Raw genomic sequence first — 17,495 nt, 5'->3', positions numbered from 1 at the left:
ATCTGACTGGCGCGCTTATCGCGGCTCTTGGGCCTGCATCAGTTCGCGCAGCAACCGTTCCTCGGACATGTCGTCTTGCGCAGGACGGTCGGCTTCGACCCCCATCAACAGCGACATCTGATCGTCTTCGGGTTCGTCCACTTCGATCTGGGTCTGGTTCGACTCGATCATCCGCTCCCGCAAGTCGGCGGCCGATTGGGTCTCTTCCGCGATCTCACGCAGACTGACGACCGGGTTCTTATCGTTGTCCCGATCCACCGTCAGCGGCGATCCAGCGGTGATTTCCCGCGCCCGATGCGCGGCCAGCATGACCAGCTCAAACCGGTTGGGGACTTTATCCACGCAATCTTCAACGGTGACACGAGCCATGATTCGAATCCTTAGCAGTATTTGCAGAAACCGACCGCATAGAGTACGCTGAACCGGAACGCAAGGCGCACCGGCGCTGACGGGGCCGAACGACGTCGGCAAACGCAGCCGGTTTCGTGGTCATCAAACCGCCTTTTCCACGCCTTGGTGCGGACAGGACGGCGGGTGAAGAACTGACAGATTAAGACAGACCAAGACTGATTTTTCAGTGCCACTCGGGCAAGAAGCCGCCGATAAAGATAGGGGAACTTCATAATTGTAGAATTTTAATGGATATTTTTCTACACTTCTTCATATGCGGCACTAGTTCATCCCAAAGTCAGACACGTTTCCGAACAGATTATGTAACGTAATTATTTCTGCGAGTTGCCATCTGGGTAGGTATGCAGTACCTCCTTCAGATCGCATTTGTGATCGTTACCAAAAAATGTATTCGGCGTACGTTTTTGTCACTTCGATCGTTTATAGGGGAAGATTATATGTTCTACAAAGACGAACGGCTCGCGCTGTTCATTGATGGTTCGAATCTCTACGCTGCCGCCAAGGCGCTGGGATTCGACATCGACTACAAATTGCTGCGCCAAGAATTTATGCGCCGCGGCAAGCTCTTGCGGGCGTTCTATTATACAGCGCTGCTTGAGAATGATGAATATTCGCCCATCCGTCCGTTGGTAGACTGGCTGAATTATAACGGCTTCACCATGGTGACCAAGCCCGCCAAGGAATACACCGACGCGCAAGGCCGGCGCAAAGTCAAAGGCAACATGGACATCGAACTGACCGTCGATGCGCTGGAACTTGCCCCCCGCCTTGATCATATCGTGTTGTTTTCCGGCGACGGCGATTTCCGCCCATTGGTGGAAAGTCTTCAGCGCAAAGGCGTTCGGGTTTCGGTGGTATCGACGATCCGCTCGCAACCGCCGATGATTTCCGATGATCTGCGCCGTCAGGCCGACAACTTTATCGAATTGGACGAATTGAAAGACGTGATCGGACGCCCGCCGCGCGATCACGACGCGGCACCGTCGACGGCTGACACGCCCACCTAAGGCAACAGCCCCGCTGCCTGCGATCCGATATCTCAGGCAGAAACTGGATAGAATGATGTCGCGGTACCGATGGTGCCGTGACATCGCGCGTTTTTCGACCTATTTGAACAGACGTACTGAAGGTTCCGAAAGAGACGCTTATGTCGCTCCCCCCGCTTACCCTTTACCTTGCCGCACCACGTGGATTTTGCGCCGGAGTCGACCGGGCGATCAAGATCGTCGAAATGGCGCTGGAAAAATGGGGCGCTCCGGTTTTTGTCCGCCATGAAATCGTCCATAACCGTTTTGTGGTGGATGGGTTGCGGGCAAAGGGTGCGGTGTTTGTCGAAGAACTGGATGAATGCCCCACCGACCGCCCCGTGATCTTTTCGGCCCACGGGGTACCGAAATCGGTCCCGAACGAAGCGGCCCGGCGCGAGATGCTGTTCGTGGATGCCACCTGCCCTTTGGTGTCAAAAGTCCATATCGAAGCGGGCCGTCACCATGACGCCGGACTGCAGATCGTGATGATTGGACATGCTGGGCACCCGGAAACCATCGGGACCATGGGCCAGTTGCCCGATGGCGAAGTGCTGCTGGTGGAAACCGCGGCGGATGTGGCCCACCTGACGCCCCGCGATCCTGAGCGGCTGGCCTTTGTCACCCAAACCACCCTGTCGGTGGATGACACCGCCGATATTGTCGTGGCGTTGAAGGCACGGTTCCCCGCGGTGATTGGCCCCCACAAAGAAGACATCTGCTACGCCACCACCAACCGCCAAGAAGCGGTGAAAGCCGTGGCACCCAAGGCAGATGCCCTGCTGGTGGTTGGCGCACCGAACTCGTCCAATTCGAGGCGCTTGGTTGATGTTGGGGCCAAGGCCGGATGTGCCTATGCCCAACTGGTGCAACGTGCCGCCGACATCGATTGGCGGGCGCTGGACGGCATTCGCAGCATCGCGATTACGGCAGGTGCCTCGGCCCCCGAGGTTCTGGTCAACGAAGTCGTGGATGCGTTTCGCAGCCGCTATGATGTGACCATTGAACCGGTGGAAACCGCGCAGGAAAATGTCGAATTCAAAGTGCCGCGCGTGTTGCGGCAACCGGCCTGAGGCCACGCGTCCGTACGGGCGACACACTGATACAACCTGCCGTCGACCCGGATTGTCGGCAGCCTGACCTTGGGACGGGTGCGTTATTATGGCCGATCTTTTTGCTTACACTGATGGCGCTTGCTCGGGAAATCCCGGCCCGGGCGGCTGGGGCGCACTGCTGATCGCGCGCGACGGCGACACCGTGGTCCGCACCCGCGAATTGAACGGCGGCGAAGCCGATACGACGAACAACCGGATGGAGCTGATGGCCGCGATCAGCGCCCTTGAGGCCCTGACCCGCCCCACCAGCCTGACCATCGTCACCGACAGCGCCTATGTGAAGGGCGGCATCACCCAATGGATGGCCGGCTGGAAGCGCAACGGCTGGAAAACCTCCAGCAAGTCCGCGGTCAAGAACGAAGACCTGTGGCGCAGGTTAGATGCAGCCCACGCCCAGCACAAAGTGCGCTGGGAATGGGTCAAAGGCCATGCCGGACATCCCGAAAACGAACGCGCCGATGAACTGGCCCGGACCGGAATGGCCCCCTACAAACCGGCGCGGAACCGGTCGGCGTGAGCCTTGCGGCCTTACCGACCCTGCTGGATTACGCGGCGGTGGTGGTCTTTGCCTGGACCGGCGCGTTGGTCGCCAGTCGGGCACAGCTAGACGTCATCGGCTTCTTGTTTCTGGCGTGCCTGACGGCGGTAGGCGGTGGCACCGTTCGCGACCTTCTGCTAGGTCGCGACCCTGTGTTCTGGATCGACGATCCGCTCTATATCTTATTGGCGTGCATCGCCGCGATCGTGGTGTTTTTCACCGCGCATCTATTAACCGATCGCTATCGCCTGTTGGTCTGGCTGGATGCCCTTGCCCTTGCTATGGCAGCCTCTGTCGGCATCGCTGTCGCGCAGCAAATGGGGCAATCTGCGTTTATTCAAGTGTTGATGGGGGTCATCACCGGCTGTCTTGGCGGCTTGATGCGCGATGTCGTCGCCAACGAAGTGCCCATGATCCTGAAACAGGGTGAGTTCTATGTCACCGCTGCCTTTGCCGGTGCCTTGGCGGAAATCGCGGCGCAAGCCCTGTCCGGCAGCGAAAACATCGGCTTGATCGCCTGTGTCTGCGTCACCTTTGGGCTGCGAGCCGGGTCGCTGCTGCGCGGTTGGCATCTGCCAACCTACAAAGCCTACCCGCCCCGCACCAAATAACGCGCGCCGCTTAGATCAAGCGTACGCGGGTGCCAACTTCGGCCACTTCAAACAATTGCGCGATCTGCTCATTGTAAAGCCCGATGCAGCCATCCGACGACGGCCGGCCGATCTTGCGCGTGTCATGGGTGCCGTGGATGCGGTAATACTGCCACGACAGGTACAAGGCGTGGCTGCCCAAGGGATTGTCGGGACCGGGCAGAACCACGGCGGGCCAGTCCGGATTGCGTTCGCGCATGCTGGGGGTGGGTCGCCAGCTGGGACCATTCACCTTTTGGGTCACTTCAGTATAGCCCAGACGCGTCAGCTCGGGCGAGATTGGCACCGAGGTCGGGAACACCAGCGGCGGCGTGCCGCCACCCTTTTGCCAGAAATGCAGGGTCCGCGATGTGGTGTCCGCGACGATGACACTGGTGCTGAGATCATCGAAATGGTCCTCCCAGCGTTGGGCGCGGAAACCGCCAATGTTGCGACGGGTGGCGGCTTCTTCCATGGAATCGGGGGCGACAACCGGGGCCGCTTGCGCCCAGATTTTCGTGCTGCTCAGGGCCAGCGATGCTGCCCCGCCTGCCAACACGCCGCGACGTGAAAACTTCATGCTCATCAGATTTCCTGACTGTGATTATTGATTGCCTCAATCTTCGAGGTTTGCCGATACACCGCCGCGATGTCAAAGCACAGCGTGGTCACAGATGCGTGTGGTCAGCCCAGCACTGGCGGCAAGGTGATCCCGCGCAGGAAGTCGGCTGCGTCCATCGCCCGCTTACCGGGCCGCTGGGCAAGGGTCACCTCAATGGCCCCGGTCCCGCAGGCCACAGTGAAGCCCGACAGCACTTGGCCGGGGGTGCCCTGCCCGGCACCGATCCGGGCGCGCAGTAGCTTGACCCGCTCGCCCGCGATCTCGCACCACGCACCCGGAAATGCCGACAATCCCCGGATCTGGCGATCCACCTCGGTCGCGGGCTTGGTCCAATCAATCCGCGCTTCGGCCTTATCGATCTTATGGGCATAGGTTGTCCCGGCCGCAGGTTGCGGCGTCGGCACCAGATGGCTGAGCCCGGCAATCGCCGCCACGATCAGGCGAGCGCCCATCCCGGCCAGACGATCATGCAGATCGTCGGTGGTGTCTTCAGCTTCAATAGGAAGCGCCTCGCGCATCAGCACCGGCCCCGTGTCCAAACCGGCCTCCATCTGCATGATGCAGACGCCAGTTTGCGCATCCCCGGCCAGAATGGCCCGATGGATCGGTGCCGCGCCGCGCCAACGGGGCAGCAATGAGGCGTGAATGTTCAAACATCCCTGTGTCGGGGCATCCAGTATGGCTTGCGGTAAGATCAGACCATAGGCGACCACCACGGCCAGATCCGCCTTCAGCGCCGCGAAGTCGGCCTGCGCGTCGGGATGGCGTAGGCTGACCGGATGGCGCACCGGCAGGCCCAAAGCCTCGGCCCGGGCCTGAACCGGCGTGGGTCGATCCTTCTTGCCCCGTCCCGCAGGGCGCGGCGGCTGGCAATAGACGCAGGCGATCTCGTGCCCGGCATCGACCAGCGCCTCTAGCACCGGCACCGAAAATTCGGGGGTCCCCATGAAAATGATGCGCATGTCTGATCTCCGGGCTGGGCTGTTCCGCTCGGATATACCTGAGGCCCGGACCGACTTCCAGCCGGGCGGCGCGCCTCAGCCGCGCTGCAACTTTGCCGCTTTGGCGATCAGCATTGACCGTTTCACCCGGCTCAACCGGTCAAAATACATCCGTCCGGCCAAATGGTCGATCTGGTGCTGAACGCTGGTCGCCCACAGGCCGACGAAATCGCGATCTTCCTGTTCGCCTTCGGCATTCAGGAACCGCACCGTGACGGCGCGCGGGCGGGTGATTCTGGCGGAAACGCCGGGCAGGTTCGGGCTGGCTTCGTCGTGATCGCGCGGCTCGACACTGGCATGCAGCACTTCGGGGTTGGCCATCAGCACCGCTTGCCCCCGGGCATCGGAACAATCGACTACGGCCAGCCGCCGCATCACCCCGATCTGACAGGCCGCCAAACCAACCCCCGGCATCGCCTCCATGGTGTCGATCATATCTGCCCAGATCGCGCGAACAGCGTCATCCACCGCCACCACATCTTCACAGGCTGTCCGCAACCGCCGATCCGGCCACATCACAAATGGGCGCACAGTCATCCTCAGCCCCGCGCCATATCGCGCTTGAGCTTGGTCATGCGCCGGGTGATCAACTGCCGCTTCAGCGGTGTCAGGTAATCGATAAACAGCTTGCCGTTCAGATGGTCGATTTCATGCTGGACACAGGTGGCCCACAGACCCGCAAAATCGCGGCTCTGCTCAGCCCCGTTCGGATCGATCCAGCGCACAGTGACTTCGGCAGGGCGGGTGACCTCGGCATATTGATCCGGGATCGACAAGCAACCCTCTTCATAGACGTTGGTGACGTCCGAGGCGGCCAGTATCTCTGGATTGAACATCGCCAGCGGCTCGGGCGGCGCGCCCTCGTCCTTGACGCAATCCATCACGATCAGGCGGGTTGAAATGCCAATTTGGGGCGCAGCAAGGCCGATGCCGGGCGCGTCATACATGGTTTCAAGCATGTCGTCGGCCAGTTGGCGCAAGTCATCACTGAGGTCAGCCACCGGGGCGGCAACCTTTTTCAGACGCGGGTCGGGATGGATCAGGATCGGGCGCAGGGTCATGCCGACGATTTAGGCGATGCAACGGCGCGGTGCAATCGCCCTTGCGCCTGCCTCTGCAATGAATAGCGTGCGAGACGTAAATTTTGCCGGAGTATCCCATGAATTTCGATGCCATGATCGACCGCCGCCACACGCTCAGTTCCAAATGGTCGCAACTGGAGCCGCTCTATGGCCTGTCCGCCGAGGATGGTCTGGCCATGTGGGTCGCCGACATGGATTTTCGGGCGCCCGACTGCGTGCGCGATGCGCTACGCGCCTTCGCCGATCAGGGCGACTTTGGCTATCAGGCCAAGAACCAGCCCTATCTCGATGCGATCAGCGGCTGGATGGACCGCCGTCATGGCTGGCGCGTCGATCCGGACAGCATCTTCACCACCTCCGGTCTGGTCAACGCGGTCGCCCTTTGCCTCGAGACGTGGACTGCTCCGGGGGATGGCGTAGTCTTGATGACCCCGGTCTACCACGCCTTTGCCCGGGTGATCCGCGCCAACGATCGCACCGTGGTGGAATGCCCACTGGCACAGTCAGATGGCCGCTATGAGATGGATTTCGACGCGTGGGACGCGCAGATGACCGGCACCGAGAAAATGATCATTCTGTGTTCGCCGCATAATCCCGGCGGGCGGGTCTGGACCCGGGAAGAGTTGCAGGGCATCGCGAATTTTGCCAAACGGCACAACCTGATCCTGATCTCGGACGAGATACACCACGATCTGGTGTATCCCGGGCACCAGCATAGTCCTATGGCGTTGGTCGACCCCGACATCTCTGACCGGCTGGTGATGCTCACCGCCGCCAGCAAGACCTTCAGCATCGCCGGCCCCCATGTGGGCAATGTCATCTTACCCGATCCCGACTTGCGCCGCGCCTTTGCGACCCGGCTTGCGGCGGTGGGAAATCCGGCAAGCACCGTGGGCATGGCCATGGTCACCGCCGCCTATTCCACCGACGGTGCCGCGTGGCTGGATGCCTTGTTGGCCTATCTGGATGACAACCGCAAAACCTTTGACGCCGGGATCAACGCCATTCCCGGGCTCAGGTCCATGCCGCTCGAGGCGACCTATCTGTCTTGGGTCGACTTCTCCGGCACCGGGATGAGCGCCGAAGAAATCACCCGCCGCGTCGTTCAGGGCGCCCGCATCGCACCCAATTATGGTCAGACCTTTGGCACCGGCGGCGAAACCTACCTGCGCTTCAATATTGGCACCCAACGGGCCCGGATCACCGAGGCTGTCAGCCGGTTACAGGCCGCCTTCGCCGATCTGCAATAATCGGCCCCACGCCTAATTGGCGGGGCGCACCCGAGGCCGCAGCACATGCGGCACCGCAGGATCATACAGGGCGGAGTCGCGGAAATCGCGGACCTCTCCCAGAACCGGGCCGACCAAGATCAACGCTGTGCGGGTGATCTTCTCGGCCCGGACCTTTTCGCGAATGTCCGACAGGGTGCCGCGCAGGAACATCTGATCCGGCCAGCCCACCCGATAGGCCACCACCACCGGGCATTCGGCACCATAATAGGGCGTCAGAACCCGCTCGATCTCGCGCAAGGCCCGGATCCCCAGATGGATCGCCAAAGTGGCTCCGCTGCGGGCGAAGTTTTCCAGCGTCTCGCCCGACGGCATCGAGGTCGATTTCATCGACACCCGGGTCAGGATGATGGATTGCGCCAGTTCCGGCACCGTCAACTCTTGCCCCAGCGCCGCCGCCGCCGCCGCATAGGCCGGCACGCCGGGGATGATTTCGTACGGGATGCCATCCGCCCGCAACCGGCGGATCTGTTCAGCAATCGCGCCGTAAAGCGACGGATCCCCCGAATGCACCCGCGCCACATCCTGCCCGCGCGCTGTCGCCGCCTGAATCTCGCCGTGGGTGTCGTCCAAGGTCATCGGGGCCGTATCCAGCACCCGGGCTCCATCCGGCGCCCCCGCAACCACCTCAGCCGGGACCAGCGACCCGGCATACAGGCAAACCGGACAGGCCGCGATCAGCCGCTGTGCCTTCAAGGTCAAAAGTTCGGGATCGCCCGGGCCCGCCCCGATAAAATAGACCGTCATGATGTCCTTCCGACGCCCGCCACAAGCACCCGCCCGAGCGCGCCGGCTTTCTTCAAGCCGGGGCGCGAGAGATAGGCGTGGCGCGGGACGCGCCTCAATTTAACAACAGAAATTCGCGATACGCCGGGTCGTTACGACGCCATGGACCGGGTTTCTTCCAGATAGATTTCGCGCAAGCGTTTCGCCACCGGACCCGGGCGTCCATCGCCCAGCGCGGCGCCGTCCACTTCCACCACCGGCATCACGAATGTTGTGGCCGAGGTGATGAACGCTTCCGCCGCGTTTTGCGCTTCGGCAATGGTAAACGGCCGTTCTTCCACCACCATCTGCGCCTCGCGGGCAAACCGTAGTACCGCCGTCCGGGTGATCCCGTTCAAAATTTCAGGGCCGATCTGCCGGGTGACGATCTTGCCATCCTTGGTCACGATATAGGCGTTGTTCGAGGTACCTTCGGTCACGAAACCGTCCTCGACCATCCACGCATCATCCTTGCCAGCGGCTTTTGCCATCATCTTGCCCATCGACGGATACAACAGTTGCACCGTCTTGATGTCCCGGCGGCCCCAGCGCTGATCCTCGATGGCAATCACCTTGATGCCCTGATCCGCCTTGCCCGGACCGGTCAATTTCATCGCCATGGTGAACAGAACCAAAGTCGGCGTAGCGTCGGCGGGGTAGATGAAATCCCGGTCTGCCGCGCCACGCGTCACCTGCAGGTAAATGCCGCCCTCGTGCAGATCATTGCGCGCGATCAATTCATGATGAATGGCGCGCAAGTCCTCGGCTGTCACCGGGTTCGGCATCTCCAGCGCCGCCAGCGACCGCGCCAGCCGCGCCACGTGGCCGTCGAAATCGATCAACTTGCCATCCAGAACCGAGGTCACCTCATAGACCCCATCCGCGAACAGGAACCCCCGATCGAAGATCGAGACCTTGGCCTCTTCCTCGGCAAGATACTCTCCGTTGACAAAGACGGTGCGGGACATGGCGCTCTCCAGAGGTGACAGGTTCGGGTCTGGGACGTAGCTTGCCGGGCGCCAGCCGTCCAGTTTCATTTCTCGCAACGGGGCCGCGCCTGGCGGCGTCAGCCCCACAATTCAGGATCGCTGGGATGGACACCGCGCTCGTTGTACATCAGCGGATGGGCCCGGTCCTCGGCCAACAGCAACGGGCCATCAAGGTCAACCACCATCGCCCCCTGCGCCACCAGAACCGCTGGCGCCATCGCCAGTGACGAGCCGACCATGCAGCCGACCATCACCCCAAATCCCTCGGCCCGCGCCGCATCACGCAGCGCCAGCGCCTCGGTCAGGCCTCCGGTCTTATCGAGCTTGATGTTGATCACATCATACTTGCCCCGCAATTCTGCCAGCGAGGCCCGGTCATGGCACGACTCGTCGGCGCAGACCGGCACCGGCCGCTCCATTCCGATCAGGGCGTCGTCTGCGCCCGCAGGCAGCGGCTGCTCCACCAAAACCACGCCCAATCGCAACAGATGCGGCACCAGATCGGCATAGATGTCCGCGCTCCAGCCCTCGTTCGCATCAATGATGATCCGGGATTTCGGCGCACCGGCCCGAACCGCCTCAAGCCGGGGCATGTCGTCTGGGGTGCCTAGCTTGATTTTCAACAGTGGCCGATGCTTGTGCCGGTCAGCCGCGTCCCGCATGTTGATCGGGGTATCAAGCGACAGGGTGAAGGCGGTGATCTGTGGCCCGGGGGCGGTAAGCCCGGCCAGTTCCCACACCCGGCGTCCGGCCTGCCGCGCCTCCAGATCCCATAGCGCGCAATCCACGGCATTGCGGGCCGCGCCTGCGGGCAACAGGCCGGGCAGATCAGCGCGGCGCACCCCCTCTGGCAGGCCCTTGATCTGCGCCTTGACCGATGCCCGGCTTTCGCCATAGCGCGCGTAAGGCACGCATTCGCCGTTGCCGGTCAGCGCGCCCGAGCGCACCGTGGCGGTGACCACCTCGGCCGCAGTTTTGGTCCCGCGCGAGATGGTAAAGGCCTCGGCCAGTTGAAAATCGTCATAGTGAACGGCAATCGACATGGCTTAGATCCCGGCCAGCGCGTCAACCAACCGGTCCGCGCCCTGCCGGAACGGATCAACCGTTGGCAGCCCCATCCGGTCTTCGACCGCCGCCAGATGGGCCAGCGCATCGGTTTCGTTGAAATGCTGGGTGTTGACCGAAATGCCCACCACCTGACAGGCGGGATTGGCCACCCGGGCCATCGCCAGCGTGGTCTCGCGCAGCACCTCTAGCGACGGGGCCTTGTAGTCCGGCAAGCCACGCATATGCGGGCGGGTCGGCTCGTCGCACAGCACCAGCGCATCGGGCTGGCCGCCATGGATCAGCGCCAAGGTCACCCCGGAATAGCTGACATGGAACAGACTGCCCTGCCCTTCGATCAGATCCCAGTGATCCGGGTCATTATCCGGGGTCAGCCACTCCACCGAGCCGGCCATGAAATCGGCGATCACCGCATCCAGCGGCACCCCCCCGCCAGTGATCAGAATGCCGGTCTGCCCGGTGGGCCGGAACGTGGCCTTCATCCCGCGGGCCCGCATGGTCGCATCCATCGCCAGCGCGGTGTACATCTTGCCGACGGAACAGTCGGTGCCTACCGCCAGACAGCGCTTGCCGGTGCGCGGCACCCCATTGGCAATTGGGTAATTGACCGTGGGCACCCGCACATCATGCAGCACCCGGCCATGCGACTGGGCCACCTCGACCAGATCGGGATAGCTGCGCAGCAACGTGTGCAACCCCGAGGCCAGATCGAACCCCGCCACCAGCGCCTCAAGCAAGCAATCCCGCCACAGGTCGGACAGAACCCCGCCGCGATTGGCAACCCCGATCACCAGCGTCTCGGCCCCAGCGGCGCGGGCTTCCTCAAGCGTCATGTCCGGCAGACCCATATCCGCCTTGCATCCGGCCAACCGCAGCTGACCGATGGCATTTTCAGGACGCCAGTCCTTGATACCTTGGGCCACCTTCGCCGCCAGCGCATCGGGCGCGTCACCGAGAAACAAAAGATAGGGGGTCTTGATCATGACTGATACTCCGTCGCGTTGCCGCCCTGTGGCGGACCGTCCTGATCCCCCGAGCCTAGGGGATCCGCCGTCCAGCGACAACACATCCCACACCGGGTCCGGCTTTTCGCTTGCGCAGCATTTCGCAACTATATACCGATTAATAGACGAATTTTGGAATATTATAACCGCAAGGATCCCAGATGAGCTTTCGCCTTCAGCCCGCGCCCGTCGCCCGCCCGAACCGATGCCAATTGTTTGGTCCCGGTTCTAACACCAAACTCTTCGCTAAGATGGCCGCCAGCGCGGCGGATGTGATCAATCTTGATCTGGAGGATTCGGTTGCGCCTTCGGATAAGGATGCGGCCCGCGCCAATGTGATTGCGGCGATTGATGCGGTCGATTGGAACACCAAGACCCTGAGCGTGCGGATCAACGGCCTCGACACCCCCTATTGGTATCGCGACGTGGTCGACCTGCTGGAACAGGCCGGCGACCGGCTGGACCAGATCATGATCCCCAAGGTCGGCTGTGCCGCAGATGTATATGCCGTCGACGCCTTGGTGACAGCCATTGAGCGCGCCAAAGGCCGGACCAAGCCGATCGCCTTTGAGGTCATCATCGAAAGCGCCGCCGGGATTGCCCATGTGGAAGAGATCGCCGCCGCCTCGCCGCGCCTGCAAGCCATGAGCCTTGGCGCCGCCGATTTCGCGGCCTCCATGGGCATGCAAACCACTGGCATCGGTGGGACGCAAGACAACTATTACATGCTGCAAAACGGTGCAAAGCACTGGTCCGACCCGTGGCACTGGGCACAGGCCGCGATTGTCGCCGCCTGCCGCACCCACGGGGTGCTGCCGGTTGACGGCCCGTTCGGCGATTTCAGCGATGATGACGGCTATCGGGCGCAGGCATGGCGCTCGGCCACACTGGGTATGGTCGGCAAATGGGCGATCCACCCCAAGCAAATCGCATTGGCCAACGAGGTCTTCACGCCATCAGAGGCCGCCGTGGCCGAGGCGCGCGCGATCCTTGCCGCCATGGAAGCCGCCAAGGCCAATGGCGAAGGGGCCACGGTCTACAAGGGCCGTCTGGTGGACATTGCCAGCATCAAACAGGCCGAAGTGGTGGTCCGCCAATCCGACATGATCGCCTCCAGCGCCTGAGCCATGACCAAAGCCTGCCTCGGACGATCCGCGCCCGGCGCAGGCTGCCCCGCCTTAAGCCAGTGGCACACAAATCTCTGTCACCAGATCCTTGGCCGGCGTTTTCATCGGGCTGTTGAGATAGACCTCGAACGGATCGCCCCGCCCCGGATGCTCGCCCGATGCCGGAAACCATTTGTCGAATAAAACCCGGTAGCAATCTGCTAACGCATCATAGGGCCCGACGTGGCGCAGGACAGCGTGCCGACCACCGGGCAACAGCATCTCGTCCAGCGGCGGTTGTATCGGCAAATCCTCGGGGACCACGAACCCGGCCACGCTGCGCCGTGCGCCCTCAGGAACCAGATCGGGATTGTCCAGAAACACCCCCACCATCGGCCCTGCCAAGCCCAAATCGCCCCACTTTTCCAAGGTCGCCGCCGCCAGCGCGAAAGCAGATTTGATCTCTGGATAGGCACCTTGATGGTGGATCGCAGCCAGCCGGCGCGCGGGTTCCGTTCGTATGGTCACACGGTGCATGCGGCGTTCCTATCCCGTCCAAGATGACCTATCCTAGCATGAAACGCCGCGACCGGACGACCCGAACACACGCAAGCGAAGTTGCATCTTGCCGCAAGCCCCGCCATATAGCCCGCAGACACGACCGCCGGAGAGGCATATGACCCATTACCTTGAATTCGAGAAACCCCTTGCGGAAATCGAGGGAAAATCCGAGGAACTGCGCGCCATGGCCCGGAAAACCGAGGGCATGGATATCGAGCGCGAAGCCCGTGCCCTTGAGAAAAAGGCCACCGAGCTTCTGAAGACGCTCTATTCTGATCTGTCCCCTTGGCGGAAATGCCAAGTCGCGCGGCACCCCGAACGCCCCCATTGCTCAGATTACATCGACGCGCTGTTCACCGATTACACCCCGCTATCCGGCGACCGGGTATTCGGCGAAGACCATGCGGTGCTGGGCGGGCTTGCTCGGTTCAATGACCGTCCCGTGGTGGTGATCGGCCATGAACGCGGCAACGATACCGCGAGCCGTCTGGATCACAATTTCGGAATGGCCCGGCCCGAGGGCTATCGTAAGGCCGTGCGCCTGATGGATTTGGCGGACCGGTTCAATCTGCCGGTGATCACCCTTGTGGATACGCCCGGCGCCTATCCCGGCAAGGGCGCCGAAGAACGCGGCCAATCCGAAGCCATCGCCCGCGCAACCGAGAAATCCTTGCAGATTAAGGTGCCGGTCGTGACAGTGATCATCGGCGAAGGCGGCTCAGGCGGCGCGGTTGCCTTTGCCACCGCCAACCGGTTGGCAATGCTGGAACATTCGGTCTATTCGGTGATTTCACCGGAAGGCTGCGCGTCAATCCTGTGGAAAAACAGTGAAAAGATGCGTGAGGCCGCCGAGGCCCTGCGTCTGACCGCACAAGACCTGCTGCAACTTGGGGTCGCCGACCAGATCATCCCGGAACCGACTGGTGGCGCCCAGCGTGACCCACAAGGCACCATCGCCCGAGTTGGCAAGGCGATTTCCGTGATGCTGAAGGATCTTGCCCCGCTCTCGCGCGATGCCCTTCTCGATCAGCGTCGCCGCAAGTTTCTGGACATTGGACAGAGAAAACTGGCGGGTTAAACGCTGCGCACCGGGGGGTGGGGCAACCGCTCTGGCGGCAAACCACCCTCGGCCATCAATGCGTTGGACGCGGTTTCAATCGTCGTTTCCAGCCGCTCCATGAATGCATCGGTCTCCAGGCCGGGACGGATCGGGGTCAGAAACGCCACCACCGCCGTGCCGGGCTTGCGATAAATCCCGCGACGCGGCCAAAACACCCCAACATTCGTCGCTGCGGGCACACAATCCTGTCTTGATTCGCCGTAAATCAAGGCGGTTCCAACTTTGTAGGGCACCCATGCCTCAGGCGCGACGCGGGTGCCTTGCGGATAGATGATCAACTGACCCGGCCCGCTGACACCGGCCTTCACATCCGCCAGCATCTTAATGATGGCCTGCCCGCGCTTACCCCGATCCACCGGCACACAGCCAATCCGCAAGGCATACCAGCCGAGGATCGGCGCGCGGATCAATTCACGTTTCATGATGAATTTTGGCCGTGGCAGAACCGAGCAGATCAAGATGATGTCGAAAAAGCTTTGATGTTTCGACGCGACAAGGACTTCGCCATGTGGGATCGGGCCGCGGATCTCACTGCGCAAACCCACCATCCAATCGGCGGTCCAACGCACCCAACGGCAATAGGTGCGGATACCGGCAAACGCCCCGCGCCTGTCCACGATGGCCCATGGCGTGAATACCACCCCCAGCACGACCATCATCAGATACATCTGCAGGACGAATGCCAAAGACCGGATCCACTGCCAGATAAACCCAATCATACTGTGCCTCCGGCCGTGCCACCCGTCATGTCTTTTAGTCTCCTGCGCCCGCAAAATTATTGGTCCTGTACCATCAGGAAAAAATCCTTAAGCATCATGCCACCCGGCAGGCTGGCAGATGTCAAGTCCGCCCCTTATCCCTGCCCCGTTCCCACAACCGGCGCAACCAGCGACAGATTGCTGTCGCGTCCCAGCCGAGTTGGAAGCCTGTTGCGATCCGTGCTGCCAAGAATTGTCAGATACGCATCCTGCAAGAAAACGTCATCATCGAAATACCAGCGGTGCCCGGCGAAGTGACTGTCTTCAAATTTGTGACGCGGCGCGGTGTAATGGGCGCCGCAGTCAACATTGACCGCCTTGGCCGGAACATGCGCGGGCAGCCCCACCCGCCCGGCCCGGGGCGATACCCCAATCCGCTTGACGTTGGACAGCGACAGCGCCGCATCAAATGGGTTGAAGTAATTGGTTAATCGGTTGCAATGGCGGTAGAGTGACGATGATTTGGCGCTTTCGGCAGCCAATGATCCGACCGAGACGTCCGCGCCGAATAGCAAGATCTGACTGACCGACCAGCTGACCGCAGCAATCGACCGCCGGTCATCGGCGTCATCGAACGCCTCGCGCACCACATAACAGCCCATGGAATGGGCCATCAAATGCAGATTAACCTCGCAATCCGGAGTCTGCAGTTTCACGAAACTTGCAATGCCTTCCTTGACCAGTTGATTGGCGGTCTGCTTGGCATCCCAGCGATCCTCCAGATAATTCAGGCTGGTATCGGCTGCGGGCCAATCAAAACTGACCACCACCCCCTGAAACCCCTGCCGGGCGAAGGACGCCTTGATTTTGCGGTGCCGCGACAGCAATTTTTCGGTCGAATTGTTAAAACCATGCACGTAGATGACAATATCGCCAACCCGTTGGCCGGTGTCTGGATCGATGCGCCGGGTGCCTTCTGCCAGCACGTCCTGAAACCACGCACCTTTGCGGATCTGATGGTGCGGCGCAGTGGTCAGGTCCGTTTCCGGCACGCGCAAAAACCGTGTCATCCCCGCATCCGAGCCAAAAACCTCGCCCCGCTTGTTCCGTACGGTAAAAACATAGTCGGGCATGGGCGATCCTCCTCCGGTTTCACGACGGCTAGCAGAGGGCGGTCTGGCCCATTTTGCAGCCTTGCCTTCACCGGCGCACGGAACATCCGCGCAGGGATCACGCCGTACGCGCCCCCAAGCCTTGCCGGTCAGGCGGCAAGGCCAGTCATATCATGCAAGCGGCTGACCATAAATTGAATTGGCGCGACCTGGCCCTCACGCCGACGCGGCGGCGCGGCTCTGAGGGCATCTGCGGGCTTATTGGGCTTACTGGTCCGGCGCGGCAGCCGTGTCCGGCGGCCCATCCGTGTTCAGGGTCAGCCCCGGAAAGTCCCAGAGTTTGGGATCCAGAAGATGCGAGGGGCGCGCATTCATCAAGGCCCGGAACATCACCTGTCGGCGACCGGGACTGTTCTTTTCCCATCCATCAAGGATCTGCTTGACCTGCTGACGCTGCAATCCGTCTTGGCTGCCGCACAGATCGCAGGGAATGATCGGATATTTCATCGCCCGGGCAAACTGGTCGCAATCCTGTTCGGCCACATGCGCAAGCGGGCGATACAAAAAGAGATCGCCCTCTTCGTTCACCAATTTTGGCGGCATCGTCGCAAGCCGCCCGCCGTGGAAGAGGTTCATCATGAACGTTTCAAGCATATCGTCCCGGTGATGCCCCAGCACCACCGCCGAACACCCCTCTTCGCGCGCAATTCGGTACAGATTGCCCCGCCGCAGCCGGGAACACAGCGCACAGAAGGTCCGGCCCTGAGGGGTTTTATCCATGACGATGGAATAAGTATCCTGATACTCAATCCGGTGCGGCACACCGCGCGCGGCCAAGAACTCTGGCAAGACCGTGGCCGGAAAACCGGGCTGACCTTGATCAAGATTGCAGGCCAGCAAATCCACTGGCAACAAGCCGCGCCACTTCAACTCATACAGAATAGCCAGCAGGGTATAGGAATCCTTGCCCCCCGACAGGCAGACCAACCATCGGGCGTCGCGCTGGATCATGCCATATTGCTCAATGGCCTCTCGCACATTCCGCACGATTCGCTTGCGCAACTTCTTGAACTCGGTCGTGCTGGGCGCGCCGTTGAACAAGGGGTGAATGTCATCAAGGTCATGGGTCATGGTCATAAACGAGGGCATAGGGCAAAGCCTGCGCCGCGAAAAGAGGCCACGCAGCGCGGACTCGCTATGTCGCGCAGAAATGCACGTTTGAAAGGCCCGCAGACCCTGCCGCACTGTTTCGACGCCCAGATACGCCGATCCGAACGGATGCGTTTTTAGTCAAATCACCGACAGTCTGCCGGCTGGATTAACCTGCCACTCAGACTATCGAGGATAGGGTTCAAGAGATTGA

20 protein-coding genes are annotated in these 17,495 nt (G+C 61.5%); 7 read left to right on the top strand and 13 right to left on the bottom strand.

Features of this window, described 5'->3' with window-relative positions:
• Positions 1 to 15: 15 nt before the first annotated feature.
• Entirely contained in the window at positions 16 to 369 is a 354-nt protein-coding gene (gene rpoZ, locus BV911_RS09160; RefSeq protein ID WP_086053302.1) for a DNA-directed RNA polymerase subunit omega, read from the bottom strand.
• A gap of 479 nt (positions 370 to 848) precedes the next feature.
• Here rpoZ and BV911_RS09155 point away from each other — a divergent pair, with 479 nt between their 5' ends.
• From BV911_RS09155 to BV911_RS09140, 4 genes are all read left to right on the top strand, one after another.
• On the top strand, positions 849 to 1,418 hold the full coding sequence (locus BV911_RS09155; RefSeq protein ID WP_086053301.1) for an NYN domain-containing protein: 570 nt from the start codon (positions 849 to 851) through the stop codon (positions 1,416 to 1,418).
• Positions 1,419 to 1,558: 140 nt separating this feature from the next.
• Positions 1,559 to 2,509: a 4-hydroxy-3-methylbut-2-enyl diphosphate reductase gene (gene ispH / locus BV911_RS09150; RefSeq protein WP_086053300.1), complete on the top strand. Its 951-nt coding sequence runs from the start codon at positions 1,559 to 1,561 to the stop codon at positions 2,507 to 2,509.
• A gap of 88 nt (positions 2,510 to 2,597) precedes the next feature.
• On the top strand, positions 2,598 to 3,068 hold the full coding sequence (rnhA, locus tag BV911_RS09145; RefSeq protein ID WP_086053299.1) for a ribonuclease HI: 471 nt from the start codon (positions 2,598 to 2,600) through the stop codon (positions 3,066 to 3,068).
• Positions 3,065 to 3,700 carry a trimeric intracellular cation channel family protein gene (locus BV911_RS09140; RefSeq protein WP_086053298.1) on the top strand — a complete coding sequence of 212 codons (636 nt, stop codon included), beginning with the start codon at positions 3,065 to 3,067 and terminating at the stop codon, positions 3,698 to 3,700. The genes rnhA and BV911_RS09140 overlap by 4 nt, the downstream gene beginning before the upstream one ends.
• A 10-nt stretch (positions 3,701 to 3,710) precedes the next feature.
• Here the strand turns inward: BV911_RS09140 and BV911_RS09135 are convergent, their stop codons facing one another.
• The 4 genes from BV911_RS09135 to def (BV911_RS09120) form a co-directional block, all read right to left on the bottom strand.
• A complete protein-coding gene (locus BV911_RS09135) occupies positions 3,711 to 4,304 on the bottom strand; it encodes a L,D-transpeptidase (RefSeq protein ID WP_168184026.1) in 594 nt (197 codons plus the stop codon).
• Positions 4,305 to 4,402: 98 nt separating this feature from the next.
• Positions 4,403 to 5,302 (bottom strand): methionyl-tRNA formyltransferase, encoded by a 900-nt coding sequence (gene fmt, locus BV911_RS09130; RefSeq protein ID WP_086053297.1) that lies wholly within the window; start codon positions 5,300 to 5,302, stop codon positions 4,403 to 4,405.
• Positions 5,303 to 5,377: 75 nt separating this feature from the next.
• A complete protein-coding gene (gene def / locus BV911_RS09125; protein WP_086053296.1) occupies positions 5,378 to 5,878 on the bottom strand; it encodes a peptide deformylase in 501 nt (166 codons plus the stop codon).
• A gap of 2 nt (positions 5,879 to 5,880) precedes the next feature.
• Positions 5,881 to 6,402 (bottom strand): peptide deformylase, encoded by a 522-nt coding sequence (gene def / locus BV911_RS09120; protein WP_086053295.1) that lies wholly within the window; start codon positions 6,400 to 6,402, stop codon positions 5,881 to 5,883.
• Positions 6,403 to 6,500: 98 nt separating this feature from the next.
• On the opposite strand from def (BV911_RS09120), the gene BV911_RS09115 reads away from it, so the two are divergent.
• Positions 6,501 to 7,673, top strand: a complete 1,173-nt coding sequence (locus tag BV911_RS09115) for a MalY/PatB family protein (protein ID WP_086053294.1) — start codon at positions 6,501 to 6,503, stop codon at positions 7,671 to 7,673.
• Positions 7,674 to 7,685: 12 nt separating this feature from the next.
• On the opposite strand, the gene cobM is transcribed toward BV911_RS09115, so the two are convergent.
• The 4 genes from cobM to dgcN form a co-directional block, all read right to left on the bottom strand.
• On the bottom strand, positions 7,686 to 8,459 hold the full coding sequence (gene cobM, locus BV911_RS09110; RefSeq protein WP_086053293.1) for a precorrin-4 C(11)-methyltransferase: 774 nt from the start codon (positions 8,457 to 8,459) through the stop codon (positions 7,686 to 7,688).
• Positions 8,460 to 8,590: 131 nt separating this feature from the next.
• Positions 8,591 to 9,445 (bottom strand): D-amino-acid transaminase, encoded by an 855-nt coding sequence (locus BV911_RS09105; protein ID WP_086053292.1) that lies wholly within the window; start codon positions 9,443 to 9,445, stop codon positions 8,591 to 8,593.
• Positions 9,446 to 9,543: 98 nt separating this feature from the next.
• Positions 9,544 to 10,509: an N-acetyl-D-Glu racemase DgcA gene (gene dgcA / locus BV911_RS09100; protein ID WP_086053291.1), complete on the bottom strand. Its 966-nt coding sequence runs from the start codon at positions 10,507 to 10,509 to the stop codon at positions 9,544 to 9,546.
• Positions 10,510 to 10,512: 3 nt separating this feature from the next.
• A complete protein-coding gene (gene dgcN / locus BV911_RS09095) occupies positions 10,513 to 11,514 on the bottom strand; it encodes an N-acetyltransferase DgcN (RefSeq protein ID WP_086053290.1) in 1,002 nt (333 codons plus the stop codon).
• Between the two features lie 182 nt (positions 11,515 to 11,696).
• Between dgcN and BV911_RS09090 the strand changes: the two genes are divergently transcribed.
• A complete protein-coding gene (locus BV911_RS09090) occupies positions 11,697 to 12,659 on the top strand; it encodes an L-malyl-CoA/beta-methylmalyl-CoA lyase (protein WP_086053289.1) in 963 nt (320 codons plus the stop codon).
• Between the two features lie 54 nt (positions 12,660 to 12,713).
• Here the strand turns inward: BV911_RS09090 and BV911_RS09085 are convergent, their stop codons facing one another.
• A complete protein-coding gene (locus BV911_RS09085) occupies positions 12,714 to 13,178 on the bottom strand; it encodes a GyrI-like domain-containing protein (RefSeq protein ID WP_086053288.1) in 465 nt (154 codons plus the stop codon).
• A gap of 139 nt (positions 13,179 to 13,317) precedes the next feature.
• On the opposite strand from BV911_RS09085, the gene BV911_RS09080 reads away from it, so the two are divergent.
• The gene (locus BV911_RS09080; protein ID WP_086053287.1) at positions 13,318 to 14,280 is read left to right on the top strand and encodes an acetyl-CoA carboxylase carboxyltransferase subunit alpha; all 963 of its coding nucleotides are present in this window, start codon (positions 13,318 to 13,320) and stop codon (positions 14,278 to 14,280) included.
• Here the strand turns inward: BV911_RS09080 and BV911_RS09075 are convergent.
• From BV911_RS09075 to ttcA, 3 genes are all read right to left on the bottom strand, one after another.
• Positions 14,277 to 15,041: a lysophospholipid acyltransferase family protein gene (locus BV911_RS09075; protein ID WP_371588018.1), complete on the bottom strand. Its 765-nt coding sequence runs from the start codon at positions 15,039 to 15,041 to the stop codon at positions 14,277 to 14,279. The genes BV911_RS09080 and BV911_RS09075 overlap by 4 nt on opposite strands.
• A 134-nt stretch (positions 15,042 to 15,175) precedes the next feature.
• Positions 15,176 to 16,153 carry an alpha/beta hydrolase gene (locus BV911_RS09070; RefSeq protein WP_086053286.1) on the bottom strand — a complete coding sequence of 326 codons (978 nt, stop codon included), beginning with the start codon at positions 16,151 to 16,153 and terminating at the stop codon, positions 15,176 to 15,178.
• Between the two features lie 246 nt (positions 16,154 to 16,399).
• Positions 16,400 to 17,263 carry a tRNA 2-thiocytidine(32) synthetase TtcA gene (gene ttcA / locus BV911_RS09065; RefSeq protein ID WP_086053323.1) on the bottom strand — a complete coding sequence of 288 codons (864 nt, stop codon included), beginning with the start codon at positions 17,261 to 17,263 and terminating at the stop codon, positions 16,400 to 16,402.
• Positions 17,264 to 17,495: the final 232 nt, after the last annotated feature.

The sequence above is a fragment of the Pseudoruegeria sp. SK021 genome, from assembly GCF_002119405.1.
GTDB lineage: Bacteria > Pseudomonadota > Alphaproteobacteria > Rhodobacterales > Rhodobacteraceae > Meridianimarinicoccus.
This window is presented reverse-complemented; position numbering and strand designations above follow the sequence as displayed.